Annotated in this window: 18 protein-coding genes; 4 read left to right on the top strand and 14 right to left on the bottom strand. The window is 31.1% G+C overall.

What is annotated here, in order from left to right:
• Positions 1-34: 34 nt before the first annotated feature.
• Positions 35-970 (bottom strand): M23 family metallopeptidase, encoded by a 936-nt coding sequence (locus WPG_RS15325; protein ID WP_045474262.1) that lies wholly within the window; start codon positions 968-970, stop codon positions 35-37.
• A gap of 220 nt (positions 971-1,190) precedes the next feature.
• Here WPG_RS15325 and WPG_RS15320 point away from each other — a divergent pair, with 220 nt between their 5' ends.
• Together WPG_RS15320 and lpxD are read left to right on the top strand one after the other, a co-directional pair.
• Positions 1,191-2,744, top strand: a complete 1,554-nt coding sequence (locus WPG_RS15320; RefSeq protein ID WP_045474261.1) for a DEAD/DEAH box helicase — start codon at positions 1,191-1,193, stop codon at positions 2,742-2,744.
• Between the two features lie 89 nt (positions 2,745-2,833).
• Positions 2,834-3,823 carry a UDP-3-O-(3-hydroxymyristoyl)glucosamine N-acyltransferase gene (lpxD, locus tag WPG_RS15315; protein ID WP_045474259.1) on the top strand — a complete coding sequence of 330 codons (990 nt, stop codon included), beginning with the start codon at positions 2,834-2,836 and terminating at the stop codon, positions 3,821-3,823.
• A gap of 24 nt (positions 3,824-3,847) precedes the next feature.
• On the opposite strand, the gene WPG_RS15310 is transcribed toward lpxD, so the two are convergent.
• The 13 genes from WPG_RS15310 to WPG_RS15250 form a co-directional block, all read right to left on the bottom strand.
• Entirely contained in the window at positions 3,848-4,111 is a 264-nt protein-coding gene (locus WPG_RS15310) for a hypothetical protein (RefSeq protein WP_045474257.1), read from the bottom strand.
• A gap of 447 nt (positions 4,112-4,558) precedes the next feature.
• Positions 4,559-5,179, bottom strand: a complete 621-nt coding sequence (locus WPG_RS15305) for a YqaA family protein (RefSeq protein ID WP_045474255.1) — start codon at positions 5,177-5,179, stop codon at positions 4,559-4,561.
• 1,148 nt (positions 5,180-6,327) lie between these two features.
• Positions 6,328-6,705 (bottom strand): hypothetical protein, encoded by a 378-nt coding sequence (locus WPG_RS15300; RefSeq protein ID WP_045474253.1) that lies wholly within the window; start codon positions 6,703-6,705, stop codon positions 6,328-6,330.
• Positions 6,706-6,782: 77 nt separating this feature from the next.
• Positions 6,783-7,346 (bottom strand): DUF6515 family protein, encoded by a 564-nt coding sequence (locus WPG_RS15295; protein ID WP_052471303.1) that lies wholly within the window; start codon positions 7,344-7,346, stop codon positions 6,783-6,785.
• A gap of 118 nt (positions 7,347-7,464) precedes the next feature.
• Positions 7,465-10,170, bottom strand: coding sequence for a carboxypeptidase-like regulatory domain-containing protein (locus WPG_RS15290; RefSeq protein WP_045474251.1), 2,706 nt, complete (start codon positions 10,168-10,170; stop codon positions 7,465-7,467).
• Between the two features lie 12 nt (positions 10,171-10,182).
• Entirely contained in the window at positions 10,183-11,034 is an 852-nt protein-coding gene (locus WPG_RS15285; RefSeq protein ID WP_045474249.1) for a GLPGLI family protein, read from the bottom strand.
• A gap of 92 nt (positions 11,035-11,126) precedes the next feature.
• Positions 11,127-11,975: a hypothetical protein gene (locus WPG_RS15280; RefSeq protein WP_045474247.1), complete on the bottom strand. Its 849-nt coding sequence runs from the start codon at positions 11,973-11,975 to the stop codon at positions 11,127-11,129.
• A gap of 44 nt (positions 11,976-12,019) precedes the next feature.
• The gene (locus WPG_RS17625; RefSeq protein WP_171817195.1) at positions 12,020-13,072 is read right to left on the bottom strand and encodes a T9SS type A sorting domain-containing protein; all 1,053 of its coding nucleotides are present in this window, start codon (positions 13,070-13,072) and stop codon (positions 12,020-12,022) included.
• Between the two features lie 271 nt (positions 13,073-13,343).
• The gene (locus WPG_RS15270) at positions 13,344-14,057 is read right to left on the bottom strand and encodes a LytR/AlgR family response regulator transcription factor (RefSeq protein ID WP_045474245.1); all 714 of its coding nucleotides are present in this window, start codon (positions 14,055-14,057) and stop codon (positions 13,344-13,346) included.
• A gap of 1 nt (position 14,058) precedes the next feature.
• Entirely contained in the window at positions 14,059-15,066 is a 1,008-nt protein-coding gene (locus tag WPG_RS15265) for a sensor histidine kinase (RefSeq protein ID WP_144374494.1), read from the bottom strand.
• 177 nt (positions 15,067-15,243) lie between these two features.
• Positions 15,244-15,594 carry a DUF4907 domain-containing protein gene (locus WPG_RS15260; RefSeq protein ID WP_045474242.1) on the bottom strand — a complete coding sequence of 117 codons (351 nt, stop codon included), beginning with the start codon at positions 15,592-15,594 and terminating at the stop codon, positions 15,244-15,246.
• Positions 15,595-15,723: 129 nt separating this feature from the next.
• A complete protein-coding gene (locus WPG_RS15255; protein WP_045474239.1) occupies positions 15,724-16,728 on the bottom strand; it encodes a Kelch repeat-containing protein in 1,005 nt (334 codons plus the stop codon).
• Positions 16,721-17,635, bottom strand: a complete 915-nt coding sequence (locus tag WPG_RS15250; protein WP_045474237.1) for a DUF6268 family outer membrane beta-barrel protein — start codon at positions 17,633-17,635, stop codon at positions 16,721-16,723. Before WPG_RS15250 ends, WPG_RS15255 begins: the two co-directional genes overlap by 8 nt.
• A gap of 209 nt (positions 17,636-17,844) precedes the next feature.
• Between WPG_RS15250 and WPG_RS15245 the strand changes: the two genes are divergently transcribed.
• Positions 17,845-19,164: a DUF4270 family protein gene (locus WPG_RS15245; RefSeq protein ID WP_045474235.1), complete on the top strand. Its 1,320-nt coding sequence runs from the start codon at positions 17,845-17,847 to the stop codon at positions 19,162-19,164.
• Positions 19,154-20,407 (top strand): hypothetical protein, encoded by a 1,254-nt coding sequence (locus tag WPG_RS15240; protein WP_052471300.1) that lies wholly within the window; start codon positions 19,154-19,156, stop codon positions 20,405-20,407. The genes WPG_RS15245 and WPG_RS15240 overlap by 11 nt, the downstream gene beginning before the upstream one ends.
• Positions 20,408-20,415: the final 8 nt, after the last annotated feature.

The raw sequence follows: 20,415 nt of genomic DNA, 5'->3' as shown, positions 1-20,415 counted from the left end.
AATACAGAATTTTCTAATTTGAATATGTGATTTTTTAGAGTTCTAAGACTAATTTTTGACCAATTTTTAATGGAGTAGATATTTTAATAGCATTGGTATTACAAATTTTAGAAATTGAGAGGTTATTTCGTCTCGAAATTCCGTAAAGTGTATCTCCCTTTTTTACAACATATACCTTCTTTTGCTTCTTCAAACTAAGTAATGCAGCTTCCTTAGTTGTTAAAAGATTAACCTTGCTAACTCGCCTAGAACTATGTAATTGTGCATGTGTCCATTGTCTTGTTACCCATAATTCCTTAGCTCTAATTTTATTAGTTTCAGAGAAATCAAAGAGGTATTCAGGATGAATATATTCACCTTGGTAACTTACAACTAAATGTAAATGACTCCCTCTAGAATTTCCTGTATTTCCGCCTTTTCCAAGATAACCACCTTTAGAAATAGTATCATTTGGTTTTACTGCTATATATGATAAATGAGCATAGGTCGTTTCTAAGCCATTAAAATGTCTAACAACAACTGTTTTACCATGCCCTCTACTATATCTTGCAAAACGAACAATACCATCTAAAATTGATACCACACTATCACCTGTGACTAAATCAATATCTATGCCTTGATGTGGTCTTCCTCTGCGCCAACCATAACGCGATGTGATTACTTTTTTATGAGAAACAGGAGAGGTGTATAAACTATCGGAAAAAGTAATTTTAAATGGAAACTCTGTAAAAGTGTTTTGATAAGGATTGTATATACTTGTTTCCCAGAATTCTGATTTAATATCAATATCCTCATTACTTTCAAGAGGACTTATAATAGGGATTGCAACCTCATTGGTTACAGTACCTTTCTTTAAATTTATTATAGGCTCTTCTATTGTGATTCTTAATGAATCTTCTAGGTTATTTTCTTGACTAAAGCCTTTAAAGGACATAAAGACCATAACAAGTAATACAGTAACTAACTTCATAATTATCGAATAAGCTCAATCTATATTATCTATAGATAAAATCTTAATAAATGATTAATAGCATGGCGAATTTAAAAAATTAATGCTTTAAAAATTAAAGATGGTAGATAAGTTATTAACGGTATTTTTTCTATTTAGTATTGAAATAGAGAGATACATTAGTTTTTTATAAAACATTTAGCAATTAACCGTAATTTTGCAACGTACTAAATTTTTTTTGATGTCTCAAACAAATCAAGCTGTTCAAGCTAAGAAAACCGACAAAGAATTATATGAATATCAACAAGGTGCAATAAGTCAGATTTTTGAAAAATTTGATAATGCGCCAAAGGATTATCATTTATTATATCAATTACCTACTGGTGGAGGAAAAACAGTTATTTTTTCTGAAATGGTTCGTCAATACCTAAAGAATCACAATAAAAAAGTATTGGTAATGACGCATAGAGTGGAGCTATGTAATCAAACATCTTCTATGCTTACAAGTTTTGGTGTTACTAATAAAGTAGTAAACAGTAAAGCAAATTTAGATGACCAGGCTGAATATTCGTGCTTTGTAGCCATGGTAGAGACTTTAAATAACCGTCTAAATGACGATATGCTTGACATCTCTGATGTTGGTTTAGTAATTATTGATGAAGCGCATTACAATTCTTTCACGAAGCTTTTTAAGTTTTTCGAAAAGTCTTTTATTCTTGGTGTTACAGCGACCCCTTTAAGTTCTAACAAAGAGTTACCTATGAAAGATAACTATGACGAACTTATTACGGGAGAAACTATTGAGAATTTAATAGAGAATGAATTCTTAGCACGAGCAGAAACCTATGCTTATGATATGGGATTAACTTCTTTAGAGGTCGGATCTAATGGTGATTATACCGTTAAATCTTCTGAAGATTTATATTCGAGTCCTGCAATGCTTCAAAAATTAGTAGATGCTTATAAAAAGCATTCACTAGGGAAGAAGGCTCTTATTTTTAATAATGGTATTAATACTTCAATAAGTGTTTATTATGCGTTTAGAGAAGCTGGATTGCCAATTATGCATTTAGATAATACGGCTACAAAAAAACAACGTAAGCAAATATTAGATTGGTTTCATGAAACACCAGATGCAATTTTAACATCTGTAAGTATTTTAACCACAGGTTTTGATGAGCCTACAATAGATACCATCATTTTAAATAGAGCTACAAAATCTTTGACTTTATATTACCAAATGATTGGTCGTGGCTCACGTATTCTTAATAATAAGTCTAAGTTTATTACTATCGATTTAGGAAATAACTTATATCGGTTTGGACCTTGGGGAGCAGACTTAGATTGGCAATTAATTTTTAAATCGCCTAATTGGTTTTCAGATCGTATTAAAAGTGATGAAGTAATTGAAGCTAATTTCAAGCATGAATTAGCCGATGAAATTAAAGGTGAATTTTCTAAATCTGAAGACACCTATTTTGATATTAGGCAAACGTATAAAGACGCTGTTGCTAAAGGCGAGTCATCAAAGGTTGTCTTAGAACGTTCAATAGAGCAACATGCAAAAATTTGTATTGAGAATAGTGAAGATGTCTATGACGCGTTAGGATTAGCTAAAATGCTGAAAGATGATATTAATATGCGTATAGAAATCTATGCGAAGTGTATTAGTAAAAGTACCCATAACTTCTTAAAATGGTTAAAGGACGATTACAAGAAGAAATTAAATTCTTATTTACGTACAAATTTTGATGAAAAATTTGAAGAAATTCATGGTTATCCACCAGAGGATTAATAGTTGAGGAATTTTACTATGCAGTTTTAAACTTCCTATTTTTAAGACTATATTGTAAATCTAAATAATCAATATACTTATAAAAACTAATGAAATCATTTTCAATACAAGACATTAATGCACTCTTAAATGGAGAAATAATAGGTGATACCAATCAAAAAATTGAAGGTCTAGAAGAAATAAAGAAGGCAAGTAACACACAAGCCACCTTTATAGGCAATAGAAAATATGCTAAATTTTGGCAAGACTCTAAAGCTGCTTTGGGAATTGTAAACGATAATATATATTTAGAACCTGGTGAAAATAAAGCCTTGATAAAAGTAAAGAATGCGGATTTAGCTATGGCCAAACTTTTAGATGCATTTACACCAGAAACACCACATTTTGAAAATGAAATTCATCCATCAGCTAATATTGATGCCTCAGCAGTAATAGGCAAAGGGAGTAGAGTTGGAGCTGGCTGTTATGTAGGGAAAGATGTTGTGATAGGTGCAAATGTTACCTTATATCCTAATGTGACAATTTTAGATGAAACAAGCATTGGTGATTATACTACAGTTTGGTCCGGAACTATTATAAGAGAACGTTCTGTTATTGGAAGTCATTGTATTTTTCATAATAACGTAAGTATAGGTGCTGATGGCTTTGGTTATCGCCCAAGTGATGATGGTAGAGGTTTAGTTAAAATTCCACATATTGGAAATGTAGTAATTGGGAATGGAGTAGAAATTGGGGCTAACTCTTGTGTAGATCGTGCAAAATTTAGTTCTACTATACTAGGTGATGGCTGTAAGATTGATAACTTGGTTCAGATTGCACATAATTGTGTGCTAGGACGTTCATGCATTATGGCTGGCAGTAGCGGACTTGCAGGCTCAGTAACTTTAGGAGATGGAGTTGTTATAGGTGGTAGTGCATCTATAAAGGACCATACGACCATTCATTCTGGTGCAACCGTTGGAGCTGGATCTGGAGTTATGAATGACGTAGCAGCCGGAAAAACGGTATTAGGATATCCGGCTGTAGATTCTAGAGAAATGCTAAAACAGTGGGTTGCGCTCAGAAAATTAGCACGTTAATAATTGCAATAGAAAAATAAAGTTTTATGCAGACTTCTGAGTTACATTTTCTTTTAAATGTAATAATCCTGAGACCATAGCATCTAATTCATGTTCTAAAAAACGTGGGTTTCTTTTACTGGATCCTTCAATGCAATTGGTATAAAGTTCTATACCTTCATGTTTAATACATACACTGTACGTGTCTTTTTCTGCATCTAAATTTACTGAAGTTCTGTAGTTACTTGATGATAATAACCAGTAACATAAACTATTAATCTGGTTGAATAATGAGAAATTTGAATCCATAATACTTAGGTTTTAGTAGACTAAGGAACGTTTCAGCACAAAGGTATTGGCTAATTTGCACCATATCAAAATTCTCTGTGTAGGCATTAATTTAGTCGTCGAATGGTCTGAAATGACCAAATAAATGGATGATTGATCGTATTTTATTTGCAGTAGTATTGTACAAAAAATCTAAGTGTAAAAACTAAAATTATAATAAAATAAATAAAGGAACAATAAAATTCTTCAACACAGAAATAGGTTTTGACTTTAACACTGAAAAGGGTTAAACCTTTGATCATACTTTTGGGTTTTATAGGTAATTTTCGTAAAGAAGGTACCTCATAATACAATCTTACAAAAGGAAGTAAGGATTATACTAGGATTTGTGATTAGATATACTGTATTTATCTAATATGTAGTAATTTAGGTAGTATTAAGAATACCCTTGATTAAATCGAATAGACGTTAAATCAGATTGAAAATAACGAAGCCATAGGCAAAGATTCGTAAAATACGCAACAAGCCGTAAAACATAACACTTTTAAAAGGGTATTTAATAATACCAGCAGTCATACATGATACTGCAAATGGAACTGGCAATAATGCTCCTATTACTATTAGTATACCACCCCATTTTTTTGAGTTTCTTAGTTGTTTTGCCATTTTTTCTTCTAAATAGTTATGAAATGTAGGCATAGTGGTAAATAATTTACCAAGCCAATAGGCTGCTAATCCACCTGCATAAGACAAAATAGCCAAAATACTTAAAAACTTCCATGGAGTTGCCATATTACCGGACCAGACAATGAATATCTCTGGAGGTACTAGGCCTAGTATAGTTTCTGATATAAAGAAGAAAGTTAATACACCATAAACTGGTAAAAGTTCTGTAAGGCGTGCCAAAGTTAGATTTACATCAATAAAAAGATTTGCGGTAATAATAGCCGCAACAAAACCAACAATAAATGGAAAGGCATTTTTTATAGCGATCCAGATAAATTCATAAAACCCTGTATACGAATAGTACTGATGAATCAACTGAATTTGAGATTTATTTGACTGAGGTCGCGAATGAGTAGGTTTCATTTAGGTTAAGTTTTAAAAGGATATTTGGCAATCAAATATAATTATTGATTTATATAATCGATTAAAATATTAATTTATTCGATGAAATGCATGTAAATTAAAAACATAGACAATTAGGATAACGCATTCTATAGTAGTGTTTGAATAAAAATATTTAGGTGTTATTTATTAGTTGAATAGGTAAGTATATTAACAATACTATTTTACATAATATAAATTATAGGACAAATGCTATTATTGGTTATTTAATCAAAGTGTACCATTAGTCAACTATAATGATATTATGTAAAATATCCCAGAAGCTTTAGTACTAATGGTTTTAGTGTGCAGTACTTGGGCATTAAACTAGAAACGGTTTGCTTCGCAGATCTAAAAAAGCATTTGTCCTATAATTTGTCGTTTTGTCAAATGTCCGCTGTCAAACGCATATTGCGTTGATAAAATCAAATTACTATTGTAATTTATTTTATATGCAATTTCCAGCCGCTTGCCAGCCGCACAATAAAAGCTAGTTTTTAGATATCATTAAAATTTTGTCGTACATGGATATTTGTGCTACATATTTTTTTCTAGGCGATTCTCAGAGCTTGCCATAAGAGCTAAAATTTTAGAAAATAAAAATTCTTAGCACTTATTATATTCTTATGTCTTATTTGAACAGTTCTAATAAACTGCATTAATATTATGTAAAATAGAACTAGTAATTGTATTTTATAAATTGATACTCAATCAATTTTCAAAATAGTATGTAAAATAGAATTTGAAACTTTGCAACTCACCAAGTTTTGATTATGTCTTTTTTTCTTGGATAAAAAAAGAAACAAAAAAATCAAGACTGCATATAATTTTGGAAACAATTACGGCTCGTTACGCTACATTTTAGACTATTTAGCGTTAAGAAAATGTCTAGTAGACATTTCTAGCTAAATACGATTTGAAACGAGCATTTAGTAAAGTGTTGTATCCAAATAAAATCATCCACTGGATAATTGCATTTGTATAGCCTAAAATCTTACGCTCCACTCACCTATTGTTTTAGCCAAAATTTTATGAGGTCAATAAAAAAACTCCTAAATAAGGAGTTTATAATAAGGTATCAATGTCACATGTTGTTTATGGAGACATTAAAAATCTGCGTTTCAAGTATTTTAATTTATATTCTTACGTTTCTCTTTCATCTTCTTTTGTATTTCTTTTTGGGTATTTTTATAAATCTTGTATTGTTCATCAGAAAGCAATGTTTTCATTTCTTTGTTTTTAGAACGTTTTATCGATTTAAATTCCTTGTACTTGGCAAACCTACCCTTATCACTAGTTTTTAAAGTTTTCATTTGAAGTGCATACTTTTTTGTAATTTCTTCAAATTTTGGTTTCTGCTCTTCGGATAGGTCTAATTTTTCAAAATACTGTTCTAACTGTTCTTTAACTTGCTCTTTTTGTTCTTCTGTAAGTTCTCTGTCTTGTGCAAAAGACATTGTGCTAACTAACAATACGACTATTACGATACTATTTTTTAATACTTTCATCTGTTTAAATTTTTTATTGTTTATTATTTTCTAATTGTTGCTCAAAAAATCTTCTTATTGAGTTTATTTTGAATTAGTTACTCTTCTAAATCACCCACAATTTTAAAACCTTTACCCTCTGGAGTGGTAACGACTTTATACAATTTAGCATCATATTCATAAAATGTTTTTCCATCTATTTCAACTTGTTCTGCTTCCTCTGGCAATTCATAAACTATGATATTATCTGGTGCTTCTACCACTTTATAACCATTGTTGACAGATACATAATAAACTCCTTGAAAATAAAAGTATGGTCTTCCTGCGATTACAATTATTCTATAGCCAACAGGTAAAACTTTTATTCTTACGCCTCTTGGAGCTGTAACTATAACATATCTTCCTCTATTATATCTGTAATAACGACCATTATAATAGTGATATCTAACTCCATTACGTTTTATAACAACCGCCGTAGCAGGTAATGTTCTTACTGATCTTACAACAGGTGTAGGTCTTTTATAAACAACTCTAGGACTTGTTGTTCTTACAACGGTTCTATGAGGCTTTTTCACTACTACTCTTCTCTGAGCATTTGATGTCTGTGTCATAAAAAGCATTCCAAGAATACTCATTATTGCTACTATTTTAATTGACTTCATTTTTTATCGTTTTAAATTATTTATTTACACTACTTCAAAAATATTATAGAAGACAAGACCATTAAAATTTACTATACGGAGACTTAAAATGTATAGACGAAACCCTCATTAAGGGGTTTTATAAATTATATTTTACGGTTAAAAAACCATAACGCGGTTGTACATAATACTCTGACGTAGTAGAAAAAGCTTCGTTATAACTGTTTTGATTTATGGATTGGGTATTAAGAATGTTCTTAACACCTAATCTGTACTCCCATTTACTGTCTTTTTTTCTATAATAGAGATTCGCATTTAAAAAAGAATAAGAGTTTAGCGTCTGCTGATCATCAGAATAATTATAGAAGCTATAATCTGATGTAAAAGAGAAATCTTTAATGAATACCATCTCTAACTTTGCAAAAGGCATGTCTGTATAAAAGGTGTTTTTAGTACCTGAATTTGTAAAATTGCTTATAGCACGTTGGTAACCGACTTCAAAATTTGGTCCTTTTTTAAAATTTGTCAAAACACTCGCTTTATAACGCTGTGTTAATGATTCTGATTCGGTTATTTCATCATCTACCAAATTAAAATTATTGAGCCAAGAGACATTAGCACTTAAGCCTACTTTATACTTACCAATGGTTTTATCCCAACGAAATATTCCGTTAAGGCTTTCGTCTGTTAAGGTTGAATTAATAGGTGTAGATACCGAGTTTATGCCTTGATAGATAAGACTATTTTTAATTGGGTCATTCATTTTCGTATATCTTAATGATGCCAATACATTAGTATAATTAAACAAACTAAAACTACTATAGTTTAAACTGAAAATATCGTATAGGCCGTTTTTAATCTCATTATTCCCTTTAAATAGTGAATTATAATTATTAAACACATAACCTTGTGCTACATTATTAATATCAGGATATTCTACAGTTTGAGAATAGTTAAATCGTAAGCTTTCAGATTTTTTAAATTGCAGATTAGCATAAAAATTTGGTAATAGTTTCGTTTGAGTGTCTTCATATTTTTCTCCGAGTTGTTCATTATTATACGTATAGCTATGAAGGTTTACTCCTGGTGCGAATGTAAACTTTCCTGTAACAAACTTATATTTTGCACCAGCATATATATCAGAAAAATTTGAAGTCACATCATTATTAAATTCGTCACCAGTAAAACTGCTCGAACTGCCATCATCCAAGGTTTGAAAAATTGAAGAATCGAAATTCTGTCTACTAAGAGTTCCACCAATGACAAAGTTTAAATTGCTTTTGTTATTTAGTACGTTGTAATAATTCACTTTAGCGTCAAACTTGTTGGTATTAATTGTTTTGTCTTGATTTAATCCATAATCTTCTTGTGTTGTATCATAAGGGAATACTGTTGAAAATGGTAATTCTGCTATACTTGGATTCTCACCCAAACCTAAAAATGTGGCATTGTAAAAAGGATTTTCTTTAGACCATAAATGTTGAACTTCGGCTGAGAAAATATTTTTATCGTTTAATGTATAATATAGGTTTGCATTCTGATTAATAGAAAAAGGATTATCCTCTCTTAACTCATTTATGGTATTATTTACAGTTGCTGTTGAAGACGACACTCTACTACTTTCTTCTTGTTCAGACAGTTTTAAAAACACATCATAATCTAATTGAAAATTGCTATGCGGTTTATAAGATGCACTTATTTTACCAAGACCTAACTTATTATCTTGAATAGAGCTTGTAGTAGTTTCCTCTGTTAGATTATCTAAAATATAATCTCTTGTTGTTATTTCTTCAATATCAGCTTTTGATCCAGAATAAATAAAGAAACCACTTAAATCAAGGCTTTTACTTGGTGCATAGCTGAAATTTACAGCTCCAAATTTAGTTTCAATTTCATTTGCCATGTTGTTTTGAAGTAATGAAAAGCCTAAATTATCTGAAGTTATATTCAGTGTAGTTCCAGTACCTCCAAGGTTTTTTAAACCTCCCGTAAACTTAAAATAGTCTCTACGTGTAAAGGGGATTTCGCCAATATTATTGATGTCTGTTATTATATTAATACTCTTTTCTGGGCTATAGTAAAACAGCTTTGGGTGAACCAAATATCTATCATCTGGCCCACCACCAGCTGTAACATCACCAAACCAAAAATTCTTCTTTCCTTCTTTAAGCTTAATATTAATAGCTATACTATCGTCATTATTTGTAACACCCTGTAATTGCGAGACTTCATTAAAGTTTTTAAGCACTTGCACTTTTTCAATGGCATTTGATGGTATATTTTCTACTGCCAATTTAGAATCTCCATCAAAAAAGTCTTTCCCTTCTACCATTAGCTTCTGTACACGTTTGCCTTCAACCTCAATTTCTCCATCATCATTAATTTCTACTCCTGGTAATTTTTTAAGCACATCGCCTAATTTCTTTTCTGTACCATTCTTAAAAGAATCAGCATTATATACTATGGTATCACCTTTAACTGTAATAGGCATTTCATAAGTTAAAAGAACTTCATCTAATTGGCTATTATCCTCGTAAAGTGTAAAGTTTTTTTCAAAGTCTATAGATTGCTCGGTTATTTCCAAAATTTCAGTAATGGTTTTGTATCCTAAAAAACTAACTTTTAAAGTATAGTTAGCATTTTTTTCAAGAGAAAGCTGGTATCTACCTTTATTATTTGCAACTGAATATGAAGCTAATTTTTTTGTTACACTATTTATTGCTACCACATTTGCAGATTCTAATGGTGTGCCAATACTATCTTTTATAGATCCTGAAACATTAATCTCCTGCGAAAAAGCGTTTAAAGAGAATAGTACACAAAGTATATATAAGATTTTTTTCATTTGAACTTATTTTTAATTACCTCTTCTACCAAGGCCTCCTCTACCTCTTTGAAAATTTTCTCGAATCTCTTTTGCCTTTTTCTTTACAAGCTCATCATACTTTTCTTGGTTTATCTTTTTTCCTTTTTTAGGCGGATCAACTGTTTCGCCTTCTTTATTTAATTCAATTTTTGAACATAGTATGGTAGTATTTCCTGCATTAACTTCTAAAATCAATCCTGGCAAACCATAATACATTGCAGGCCCTTGAGAAACAGGGATATCAAGGGTAAACCAAGCCGTTACTATTATCATTTCATCCTCTATTGTTTTTTCTTCTTTTGAGTCATCTGTTTTTTGCTCTCCTGGGCGAAAATTTGTTGGTAATCCTCTATTTTTTAAGATAGCCGTAGCCTTAAAGCAGGTATGCTTTCCAATCGTTTTTATATCATCAGTAATTTTCCAATCTATCTCTTTAAGTGAATCTTGAATTAGGAATAGTTTCCCATAAAGGTCTACTTGATTTTTGTACGTATTGTCGCTACTATTCTTGTAAAGTTTGCCATTACTTCCTTGATTAAGTATCATTTTTAGCATTCCCATTCGTTGTGCTATTACTCCATTACCTTGGTCTTGTTCTAACTTTTCTTCTTCAACATATATAGAAGAATTCTTATTAAAAGAGAGTACAAAATTATTTGTAGACATACTATTGATACGCTCTTGTATCATTGCTTTTTGAGCCTCTGGAATTTGACGATTCCCTAAGTTCATTTTTATCGTATTTTTTACAATGTAATAGGCTTTCCCATTGGTGTTTTGTGCAGAAACTGATGCTGAAAATATGAGTACAAATAGTGTTATTATATTTTTTAAATAGTTCATTTTTAATAATTTTAATTAATAAAATATTACTTTAATTCAATGGGATTCCAAATGAATACCAGATATATTTTTAACAGAAGATGGTAATTCGTTTATTTTTTTAATGCAGAAACATCTACCCAGAATTGAATAGGTTTTAATAAAGCTTTTAATTCATTAATTTTTTCAAGTTTACCACTTACACCTAATTTATTTTTAAATCTTGCAGGCATCTTATCCAATCTAGAACTGTCAGGTAGGTTGAGCTCTAAATTTGGATCATTAGTTGCTATACCTATTCCCCAAGTATCTTTTTTAACCTTTGTACTTTTTTTGAGAAGCCTTTTAGGAATTGCAATCTCAAATGTAAATGATTGGCCAGGTATCAATTTTGTATCAAACACAATACCCAAACTCTTAAAATCTAAAGTATTACGATTGAAATTTATTATTTGCCCATCGTCATAACTACTAAAATTTATTAGGCCGATATTCTCCGATTGACCTTTAAAATTCTCTAATAACTTAGACTGATCTGGCAATATATTTTTATCAATATTGGGCATTGAGCCCATACCTCCTCTTCCTCTAAAACCACCACCGTTACTTTTGAGGCTTGCGAATTTTTGTTTTATTGCGTCTGAATTTATAATCCCTTCCGGGAAAGAAATACCTTGGTCTTTACTATGCTTTCCGTCTGTATTAATCCAATAGGTCATACCTAAAAGCATAATTTTTTTCATAACCTGCTCATCAAATGAACTCACCATTAAATATAAATTATCTTCATCCTGTTGTATTGCATAATTTATATTATTGTTGGACCGAATTGTATTGGCTGGCCATTCTGTCTGATCTCCATCAATTAAAGGTATAACTTCGACCTTTTCAACATTATATAATTTCTTACTACATGAACTTGATAAAAATGCTATACCTATTATTAGAATTATTTTCTTCATTTTATTGATTAAATTATTTACAGTATATACATTGTTGCAAGCAATTATCTTTTAATTAACTTGAAGGTTGTTTGATTGGTATTGTTTAGGATGGTCAAATAGTATATCCCAGAGTTTGTTTCAGGTATTTTTATAGTTCCTGAACATTTTCCTTCCATAATATTTCGCCCTAAAAAGTCATAAATGATGAAGTATTCGTCACCAAGCAGATTCTCAACAGAAATTTCATCTGAAAACGGATTCGGGTAAATTTTATACCATTTTTCGAAAATGTTCTCTTCAATAATTGTCAAAGTAGTGCAGGAACTAACATCAATTTCGCTGTATAAATTTGGGTCTTGGTTTGGGTCTTCGACGGTGTTAGCCATCATTGAAATTTTAACAATTTCATCACTTGTAGAAAAACAAAGTTGGTGAAAGTTGTCGTTGTCATTTATATCTGCTATCGAAATAGGTACATGCGGTATTAGATCTCCAGAACTGTCAGAATAGCCAACATAGTACTGAAATAAGTCAGATTCGGTATCACCACTTATATAAGGTGTAACGCCACCATTCCAAGCAACTTGAATCGTTTGTGTTCCTGAATTACATTCATTCAGATTGCCATCAATTCTTTGGGCAAAGAATAAACTTGGTCCATCAGCAAGCGGAATTACATTCGTGGTAGTGATTCCGTTTAGGTTTATGATTTCTGAACAAGCGGACTCTCCGGTTAAAGTATCAGTTGTAAATAAATCCCCTACAACTCTTACTTCAACAGGTGGGTTGGTAACAGCGGTACCAAATTCACCAAACAGAAGCACAGTTCGATTTTCTCCGTTTTCGTTAGCTGGGGCCAAAGAAACACAAATAGGGGTAAGTATATTTCCAAGGCTATCTACAACTTCAAAATCAGATTCTGATAAGGTGGACGCATCTATAGGAAATATAAAATTCACAGGCATACCATCTAGCAGGCTTCCTGGTTGATTACACAATAGACCTGGTAGTGCATTATCAAGTCCAAAAAAAGCCGACACAAGAGTATCTTGTGCTTTGGCATTTAAAACAAAAGTTAAAACTGTTATTAATGAAATTAAGATTTTTCTTCTCATATTTTTTGTCTTTTTTAATTGCTTACAACTCCCTTTATAACTCTGTTCTCCCCTCATAACAATAATACTACAACACGTGATTGTACAGAAATAGAATAAAAAATAATGCTAAAACTTTTCTGTCCATATTTTTGAATTTAGAGAACTGTTAATATTTCAAATCAAAAGTATGAGCAATTTAAAACAGATAAAAAAAAGATATACCTACAAAAAAAAAGTATCGACAAACAAGGAATATGTATCGATACTTTTTTTAAAGTTTAAAAGAGATTTACACTCCAAGTCTTTTTAGAACGACTTCTTTGTAGGTTTCTCCAATAGGAATACGAATATCATTAATAACAACTTTAGTTTTTTGCAAAGCCCTAATGCAATCAATATTAATAATATAAGAACGGTGTGTTCGAATAAAATTTGAAGGTAGTTTTTCTAAAATTGCTTTAAAACTCGATAGTGTTAACAAAGATTTTGCTTGATCTTTAAGATGAATTTTAATATAATCTTTTAACCCCTCAATATATTCTATATCTTGTACATTAACCTTAATGTTTTCATATTCTGATTTTACGAAAATAAAGTCAATATTATTTTTTTCAGAAGAAGTTTTTGCTTGTGGCACAATAGACTGTTCTAACGCATACTTTTCTTTGGCTCGAGAAACTGCTTTTAAAAAGCGTTGAAACGGAATAGGTTTTACCAAATAATCGGTTGCATTTAATTCAAAGCCTTCTAAAGCGTGCTGTGGATAAGCCGTTGTAAAGATAAATTGCGGAATATTCTCAATTGTTTTCACCAAATCTAATCCTGTTAAATTAGGCATTTCTATATCTAAAAACACTAAATCTATTTGATGCTTATTCAATATTGTTATTGCATCTAATGGATTGTTACATTTGGCAACAATTTCCATCCCTCCTATTTGATTAACATAAGTTTCAATAACATCAACTGCCAATGGCTCATCATCTATAATTACACACCTCATTTTAGTCTAATTTTAATTTTAAATCAACTATAAATTTATTGTCTTTTTCCACTGTGGTTAACCAATGCTTACCAGGATACAATAACTCCAAACGGTTTTTGGTATTTTGCATTCCTATACCAGAATTCTCTTGGTCTTTGGCTACACTTCCTATGATGTTAATACACTTAAATTGTAATTCATCCTCCTTTACACCAATATCTATTTCGACCTCTGTATTACCTTTAAAATCTGTTCCATATTTAAAAGCGTTTTCGATATAGGATATAAATAGTAAAGGACTAATTTTTTGAGTAGTAATTGCACCTCTTATATTCATTTTTACATTTTCGTTTTTTGCTATTCTTATACGTTGAAGTTTAATATAATTCTCAATGTATTGCAATTCGTCTTTAAGTAAGACTTTATTGTCATTAGCTTTATATAACATATATCGCATTAATTCAGAAAGCATAATAACGGCTTCTGGTGCATCATTAGATTTTTTAACGGTTAAAGAATAAATACTATTTAAAGAGTTAAATAAAAAATGAGGGTTTAGTTGATTTTTAAGGGATTCTAATTCTGTTTTATTTTTTTGAACCTCAATTTTCGTTTTAATTCTATCGTTTTCTATCCATTGTTCGTATACTCTAATTATTGTTCCTATAATAATTATCACTGCATTGAAAAATATAATTATTATAAATTTTGAAGGCCGTTTATCTAACAGATTTCGACTATCATATAAATCAAAAACGAATACATTTGAAATGACCAAATAGGCTATCATTAAAAGAACGACAACAGTTAATAGATAAGGTATTTTCTTCTTCTTAAGTAATAAATGCGGCACTAATAAACTATAGTTCGTGTAGAAAACCACAGCTCCAAACGCAATTCTTAAACAAATTTTAAGCGTAATTTCTTTACCTTCTGAATACAACAAAAACAGGATAACTGAATAAAGTATTGCCCATATAAATATGTGAATCGAAAACTGTCTTCTATTTTTTATAATTTTTTCCAAATTTGATAATAATTGTCTTTTAAATCTAAAAAAAGTGAATTTCGTAATTTACAATATTATTCTTTTAGTTCTATAATGGTGTTTGTTAATGGAAATAAAAACAGAACCAAAAAAAACATCTATCTCAATTTCTTTATATATTGATTTGTAACTTTTTTTGAGAGTCATTCAAAATATTTAGATTCTGTCAATTTGTATTTTGCTTATTATTATATCTTCTTTACTCACTCTTGGTGCTTTGTTATTGATTAACCGCTTTAAAACTATGGAACCGATAGTCTCAGCATCTTTTTTGGTTCTAAATTTTTGCTTTCCAAGCACTACTGGAATATACTCTTGTCTAATTAAAACGCTATTATTTTGAGATATTTCATATATCCAATGCGCATCTTTATTAATGACTTTTAAGGTATATTGACTACTTAGATTGCCTTCTTTATTTTCCTCTTTTAAGATTTGGTAAGATACTAAAAGCACAGAAATGCCTATAATTATAAAAATAGAAACATACTTAATAATTACTTTCATTATTAATAATTTAAACAATTTAAAAAAAGTCAGGATCTGTTTAAAACATTGTAACGTCACCTGACTTCATCATTTGGCTATCAATCAAATCAATTTTAAACTATCACAGCCAAAATAATTACAACCAACTTAATTATCGTCATCGTTCTGTTCTTGAGTTGGAAAGAATTCCATATTATCATCCAAATAGAGACCTCCGCTTCTTCCTAGAGCAACAAAAGCACGTTCATTATTACTAAATGCTATTGCGTCTCTTCTAGACAATCTCTCGAACTCTGTTCTTTCCACCCAATTTTCAGTGTTAGGATTATATTCCCAAACCGTATTATATATACCGCCAATCTCGCCACAAGCTATATAACCAAGGCCATTCAATGTAAATCCAACTGCGTTAGCTCTAATGATAGCGTAATCATCATCTTCGTCAATATCTTCCAAATCTTCCCAAGTTTCTGTCAAAGTATCAAACACCCAAAAATCTTCTTCATATAAACCGTTACTTACACCAGTTACGAGATATACATCTGTACCAATTTTAAATGTAGTTCCATCTCTTCTTTTTGCCCCTCCGAAACCAAAGACTTCCTCCCAAGTATCAGTTGTAGGGCTGTATCTCCAAAAATCTTTTTTATCGCCATTTCCATCATAGCCTGTACCTACATATCCGTTAACGTCAGACTCAAAACCGACAGCTCCATATCTAGGCGTACCTGCAAAATCGGCAATTTGAGTCCAACTATTAGATGAGATATCATACTTATAAAAATCTGAAAGCTCATCATTAGAATCTCCGTTAAATCCAGTACCTACATACCCATTGTTATTTATTGTAAACGATACCGCTGAGCTTCGTGGTACACCAGGAAATTCAGCTAACTGTTGCCAAGAATTACTATCCATGTCATACGCCCAAAAGTCACTTAAATAATCATCGCCATCATAGCCTGTACCCATATATCCTTTATTACCAACTGTAAAAGCTACAGAGCTACTTCTAGGCTCTTCATTAAAGGTTGATCTTTCTGCCCAATTACCAATTAAATCATCGTCGTTATCATCGTCATCTTCACAACTATAACATAGCACAAGCACAAATGCCAGTGCAAACACTTTAAATACATTTTTGTTATTCATCTTTTTTTACTTTTTTATTAATATTAAAACTTACACCAACATTAACAAATACAGAATCATCTGTGTTAAAATCATTAATGTCATTATCATTATTATCTAAAATTGTCACCGAGCTTACTGGTATATAGCCGAGATTAAAACTAGCTATCCAGTTTTTTTCAAATTTCATATTATAGCCCAAAGACAGCTTTAACGCATTGTATACTACCTTACTGTTTTCATAGATTTTTCCATCTTCTAATACAAGGTCTGATGAGTTATTTGCATATAACCCTTCTGGTTTTACATTCAAATTAATACTATTAAAGTCGTTAAGTTTATACGTAACCTCTGTGCGTGGTAAACCAATACTAAAACTTAATTTTTCATTAATTTCTGAGTAATATGATGCTAATGGAAATAATCTCGGACTTCCAAATAAGGTTCCAAAACCCAAGCCTATATTTAATGACGATTTCAGTTCATTTTTAAACCATCTTTTAGAAAAACTTGTAAATGAGTTAAAAGCAAAGTCTTCAGTTGTTATGCTACCAGCAAAATTTGATGATAGCATTGGTGCAAACACCGTATTAAAAGCCCAATTATTTTTTAATGGTTTTCTATACACAATCTTCATCCTAACCGTATGAAGATTTGTAAAATTATTGTGAAGATTATGCGCATCAGCACTTTTAAAATAGAGTGTACTATTATCATAACCAGATCCAAATCCTAAGAGCCCTTTTTTTACTTTAGCTCCAAAGTTAAATGCTATCGAAGTTCTCTTTAATTCAATATCACCGATACTGGGTATTATAGTGTAATCGAAACGAGCCAATTCAACGCCATCTCGCCCAATTCTACCTATTTGACCATAAATAGATTTCCCACCAAAAATTAAACTAAGTACTATAACAATTTTTCTCATCGAGGACGAACATACTACGAATTGAAACACGTACTAAATAAATTATATAAGCATCATTTTTTCATAGATAAACCCAAGAATTGTATCTACGAATAGGTGTAGAATATTTTATCGATAGCATCAACGGTTTGGTAGATACATTTTCAGAGTTAGTATAATATACTTTCAAAACCAGATATAGTCCTTTTGATTTGTATAAAATTTAAACTATGCAACATTATAAAGTCTATTGTTCTTTTGTACTTCTTCTTGGGTTTCTGGCTGTCGCTTGCTCTTCAACAGAAGATGAAATACCAAGCTTAACAGTAGGTCAAGATTTTACAGAAACTAATATTAGAGTCTTATCTATTGACACATTCAAAGTAGAATTATCCACTATGAAGTTCGATTCTATTCCTACATCTAATCTTGAGCGTTTATTGGTTGGAACTTATGAAGATGAATTTTTAGGAACGGTAACGGCATCTAGTTATCTACAATTAAATGCATCAACTTATTTCATAGATGATGATGCTGTATTAGACAGTGTCGGTTTGGTTTTAGATTACGAAGGGTACTTTTATAATGATACAACAGCTCTTGCCACAATAAATGTTCACAAAATATCGCAGGAATTTGAAACTGATGAAACAAGTTTCTACAATACTTCAGAACTGAGTTACGAATCTGATCCGCTCGCATCACTTGAATTCTATCCCGAACCAAATAGGGATTCACTCTACATGTCACTACCCTTTGAAAGTTTTGGTACTGTTCTATTTGAAAGTATAAAAAATAACGAAATAACCGACGACGAATCTTTATTTCAACAATTAAGAGGTATAACCTTACAGCCATCTTCAACAGATATTGGTTCTATAATAGGTTACAGCCCTGTTGGTACAAGTACTTATCTTCGTTTTTTTTATAGAATACCTGAAGAGTTAGAAGGTGAAGAACAACACTTTGATTTATCTATCTCTAATTTTGGGTTATCTTATTTTAATAATATAACAAGTGATGTTAGTGGTTCAGCTTTAAATCAAATTGATAACCAAGAATCTATTATCTCTTCAACTGAGACCAATAATTATGGTTATGTGCAAAGCGGTACAGGCTATGCTACAAGAATTGAATTTCCTACAATAAAAAGAATCAATGAGCTAGGTTTTAGCGGAACCGTTCTGGATGCGGTTTTAGAGATTAAGCCTAATAACGCAGGCTATTCAGATATTCAACCTATTAGTGATGTTTTATCACTTTACTTAGTAGATCAGAATAATGATTTAACAGTACAAGTAGCAAATAGTGCTGATTTTGTTTTTGGTGTTTTGGAAGATTCTAACTCAGAGTTTAATGATGTAATTTATACTATTCCTGTTATTGATTTTGTAGATAAAAAATTGAACGAATTACCAGAAACAGAAGATGCCTTAATTATTATACCTCCCGAATACAACAGTACGGTGAATAAAATATTACTTAACGATGGCTTTAATACAGACTTTAAAGCAAGACTTATAATTACCTATGCTATCTATGAAGATTAAAAGTTTTAGTATTACATCGTGTTTTTGTTTACTAATTACAGTTGTAAATGTTGTTAATGGTCAGGGTAATAACCTAACAGGTTCACCATATTCATTGTTTGGTCTTGGTGTAGATAGTAATGCTAATACTGGCCGTAATAGTGGTATGGGGCAAACTGGCATCTCTTTAAATAGTTTAACGAACATTAACCAGTATAATCCATCTGCTTTTGCTTCAATCGAGGCTAATCGTTTTGTTTTGGATATTGGCACCTATTCTGAACTTCAGAATATATCTAGCAATGATAGTGACGAGAGGCGGTTTGTTTCAAACTTTTCAAGTGTTGCACTAGGATTTAACGGAAATGGGAAGTATGGAATTGGTTTAATTTTAAAACCAGCTACAGATGTTGGTTATGCTTTAATAGGTATACGAAGTAATATTGAAGGTAGTACGGAAGAATTTGTTACAAACGTCATAGGCTCTGGTGGTATTAATGAAATAAGACTTGATTATTCTCGAAAAATTAGTGATAATCTCAATCTGGGAGCAAAATTCTCATACCTATTTGGAGGTATTGATGAAGTGGAGTCTATTCTGACATCAAATAGTGCATTAACTATATCTGAAGAAAACTATTACCGAGGTTATAAACTTGGTTTGGGACTTAATTATAACTTTTTAGACAACTATAACTTTGGTCTAATATTGGATTTCCCTGTTAACCTTGATGGGTCCAGAAACTCAATTACAATTAAGAACTCAAATGAAGCTGTATCTATTCTAGATGATATTACGAACGAATCTATTGACGATTTTCAGCTTCCCTTAAAATTGGGTTTTGGCTTTAGTAGAACTCTTGAGAATCTTGAACTAGCCATAGATTATACAACAAACCTTTGGACAGCTACTGATCAGTCTGATACTATCGGTGATTATGTTAATCAACATATTTTTGGTTTTGGTGCACAATACACTGTGAATCCTAGAAGTTTAAAATATTGGAAACGCATACATTTTAGAGCTGGTATAAATTATAACTCTGGATATTTGGAAGTGGACGATGTTAATATTGATAATTATGGTGCATCCATAGGTTTAGGGCTACCACTTGGAAGGAAAGGCGGTTCATATCTCAACTTTTCATATTCAAGAGGTAATCGTGGTTCTACTGATAGTATTCTGGTAGAAGAACGCTTTAACACTATCAATTTTAATATTTCCCTTTCAGATATATGGTTTCAAAAAAGAAAATATAATTAATAATTTAA

It is taken from the genome of Winogradskyella sp. PG-2 (genome assembly GCF_000828715.1).
GTDB lineage: Bacteria > Bacteroidota > Bacteroidia > Flavobacteriales > Flavobacteriaceae > Winogradskyella.
This window is presented reverse-complemented; position numbering and strand designations above follow the sequence as displayed.

What these genes read in the sequence shown, in the direction of transcription:
- WPG_RS15325 (WP_045474262.1), bottom strand. Translation starts at nt 970, where the DNA reads ATGAAGTTAGTTACTGTATTACTTGTTATGGTCTTTATGTCCTTTAAA.
- WPG_RS15320 (WP_045474261.1), top strand. Translation starts at nt 1,191, where the DNA reads ATGTCTCAAACAAATCAAGCTGTTCAAGCTAAGAAAACCGACAAAGAA.
- lpxD (WP_045474259.1), top strand. Translation starts at nt 2,834, where the DNA reads ATGAAATCATTTTCAATACAAGACATTAATGCACTCTTAAATGGAGAA.
- WPG_RS15310 (WP_045474257.1), bottom strand. Translation starts at nt 4,111, where the DNA reads ATGGATTCAAATTTCTCATTATTCAACCAGATTAATAGTTTATGTTAC.
- WPG_RS15305 (WP_045474255.1), bottom strand. Translation starts at nt 5,179, where the DNA reads ATGAAACCTACTCATTCGCGACCTCAGTCAAATAAATCTCAAATTCAG.
- WPG_RS15300 (WP_045474253.1), bottom strand. Translation starts at nt 6,705, where the DNA reads ATGAAAGTATTAAAAAATAGTATCGTAATAGTCGTATTGTTAGTTAGC.
- WPG_RS15295 (WP_052471303.1), bottom strand. Translation starts at nt 7,346, where the DNA reads ATGAAGTCAATTAAAATAGTAGCAATAATGAGTATTCTTGGAATGCTT.
- WPG_RS15290 (WP_045474251.1), bottom strand. Translation starts at nt 10,170, where the DNA reads ATGAAAAAAATCTTATATATACTTTGTGTACTATTCTCTTTAAACGCT.
- WPG_RS15285 (WP_045474249.1), bottom strand. Translation starts at nt 11,034, where the DNA reads ATGAACTATTTAAAAAATATAATAACACTATTTGTACTCATATTTTCA.
- WPG_RS15280 (WP_045474247.1), bottom strand. Translation starts at nt 11,975, where the DNA reads ATGAAGAAAATAATTCTAATAATAGGTATAGCATTTTTATCAAGTTCA.
- WPG_RS17625 (WP_171817195.1), bottom strand. Translation starts at nt 13,072, where the DNA reads ATGAGAAGAAAAATCTTAATTTCATTAATAACAGTTTTAACTTTTGTT.
- WPG_RS15270 (WP_045474245.1), bottom strand. Translation starts at nt 14,057, where the DNA reads ATGAGGTGTGTAATTATAGATGATGAGCCATTGGCAGTTGATGTTATT.
- WPG_RS15260 (WP_045474242.1), bottom strand. Translation starts at nt 15,594, where the DNA reads ATGAAAGTAATTATTAAGTATGTTTCTATTTTTATAATTATAGGCATT.
- WPG_RS15255 (WP_045474239.1), bottom strand. Translation starts at nt 16,728, where the DNA reads ATGAATAACAAAAATGTATTTAAAGTGTTTGCACTGGCATTTGTGCTT.
- WPG_RS15250 (WP_045474237.1), bottom strand. Translation starts at nt 17,635, where the DNA reads ATGAGAAAAATTGTTATAGTACTTAGTTTAATTTTTGGTGGGAAATCT.
- WPG_RS15245 (WP_045474235.1), top strand. Translation starts at nt 17,845, where the DNA reads ATGCAACATTATAAAGTCTATTGTTCTTTTGTACTTCTTCTTGGGTTT.
- WPG_RS15240 (WP_052471300.1), top strand. Translation starts at nt 19,154, where the DNA reads ATGAAGATTAAAAGTTTTAGTATTACATCGTGTTTTTGTTTACTAATT.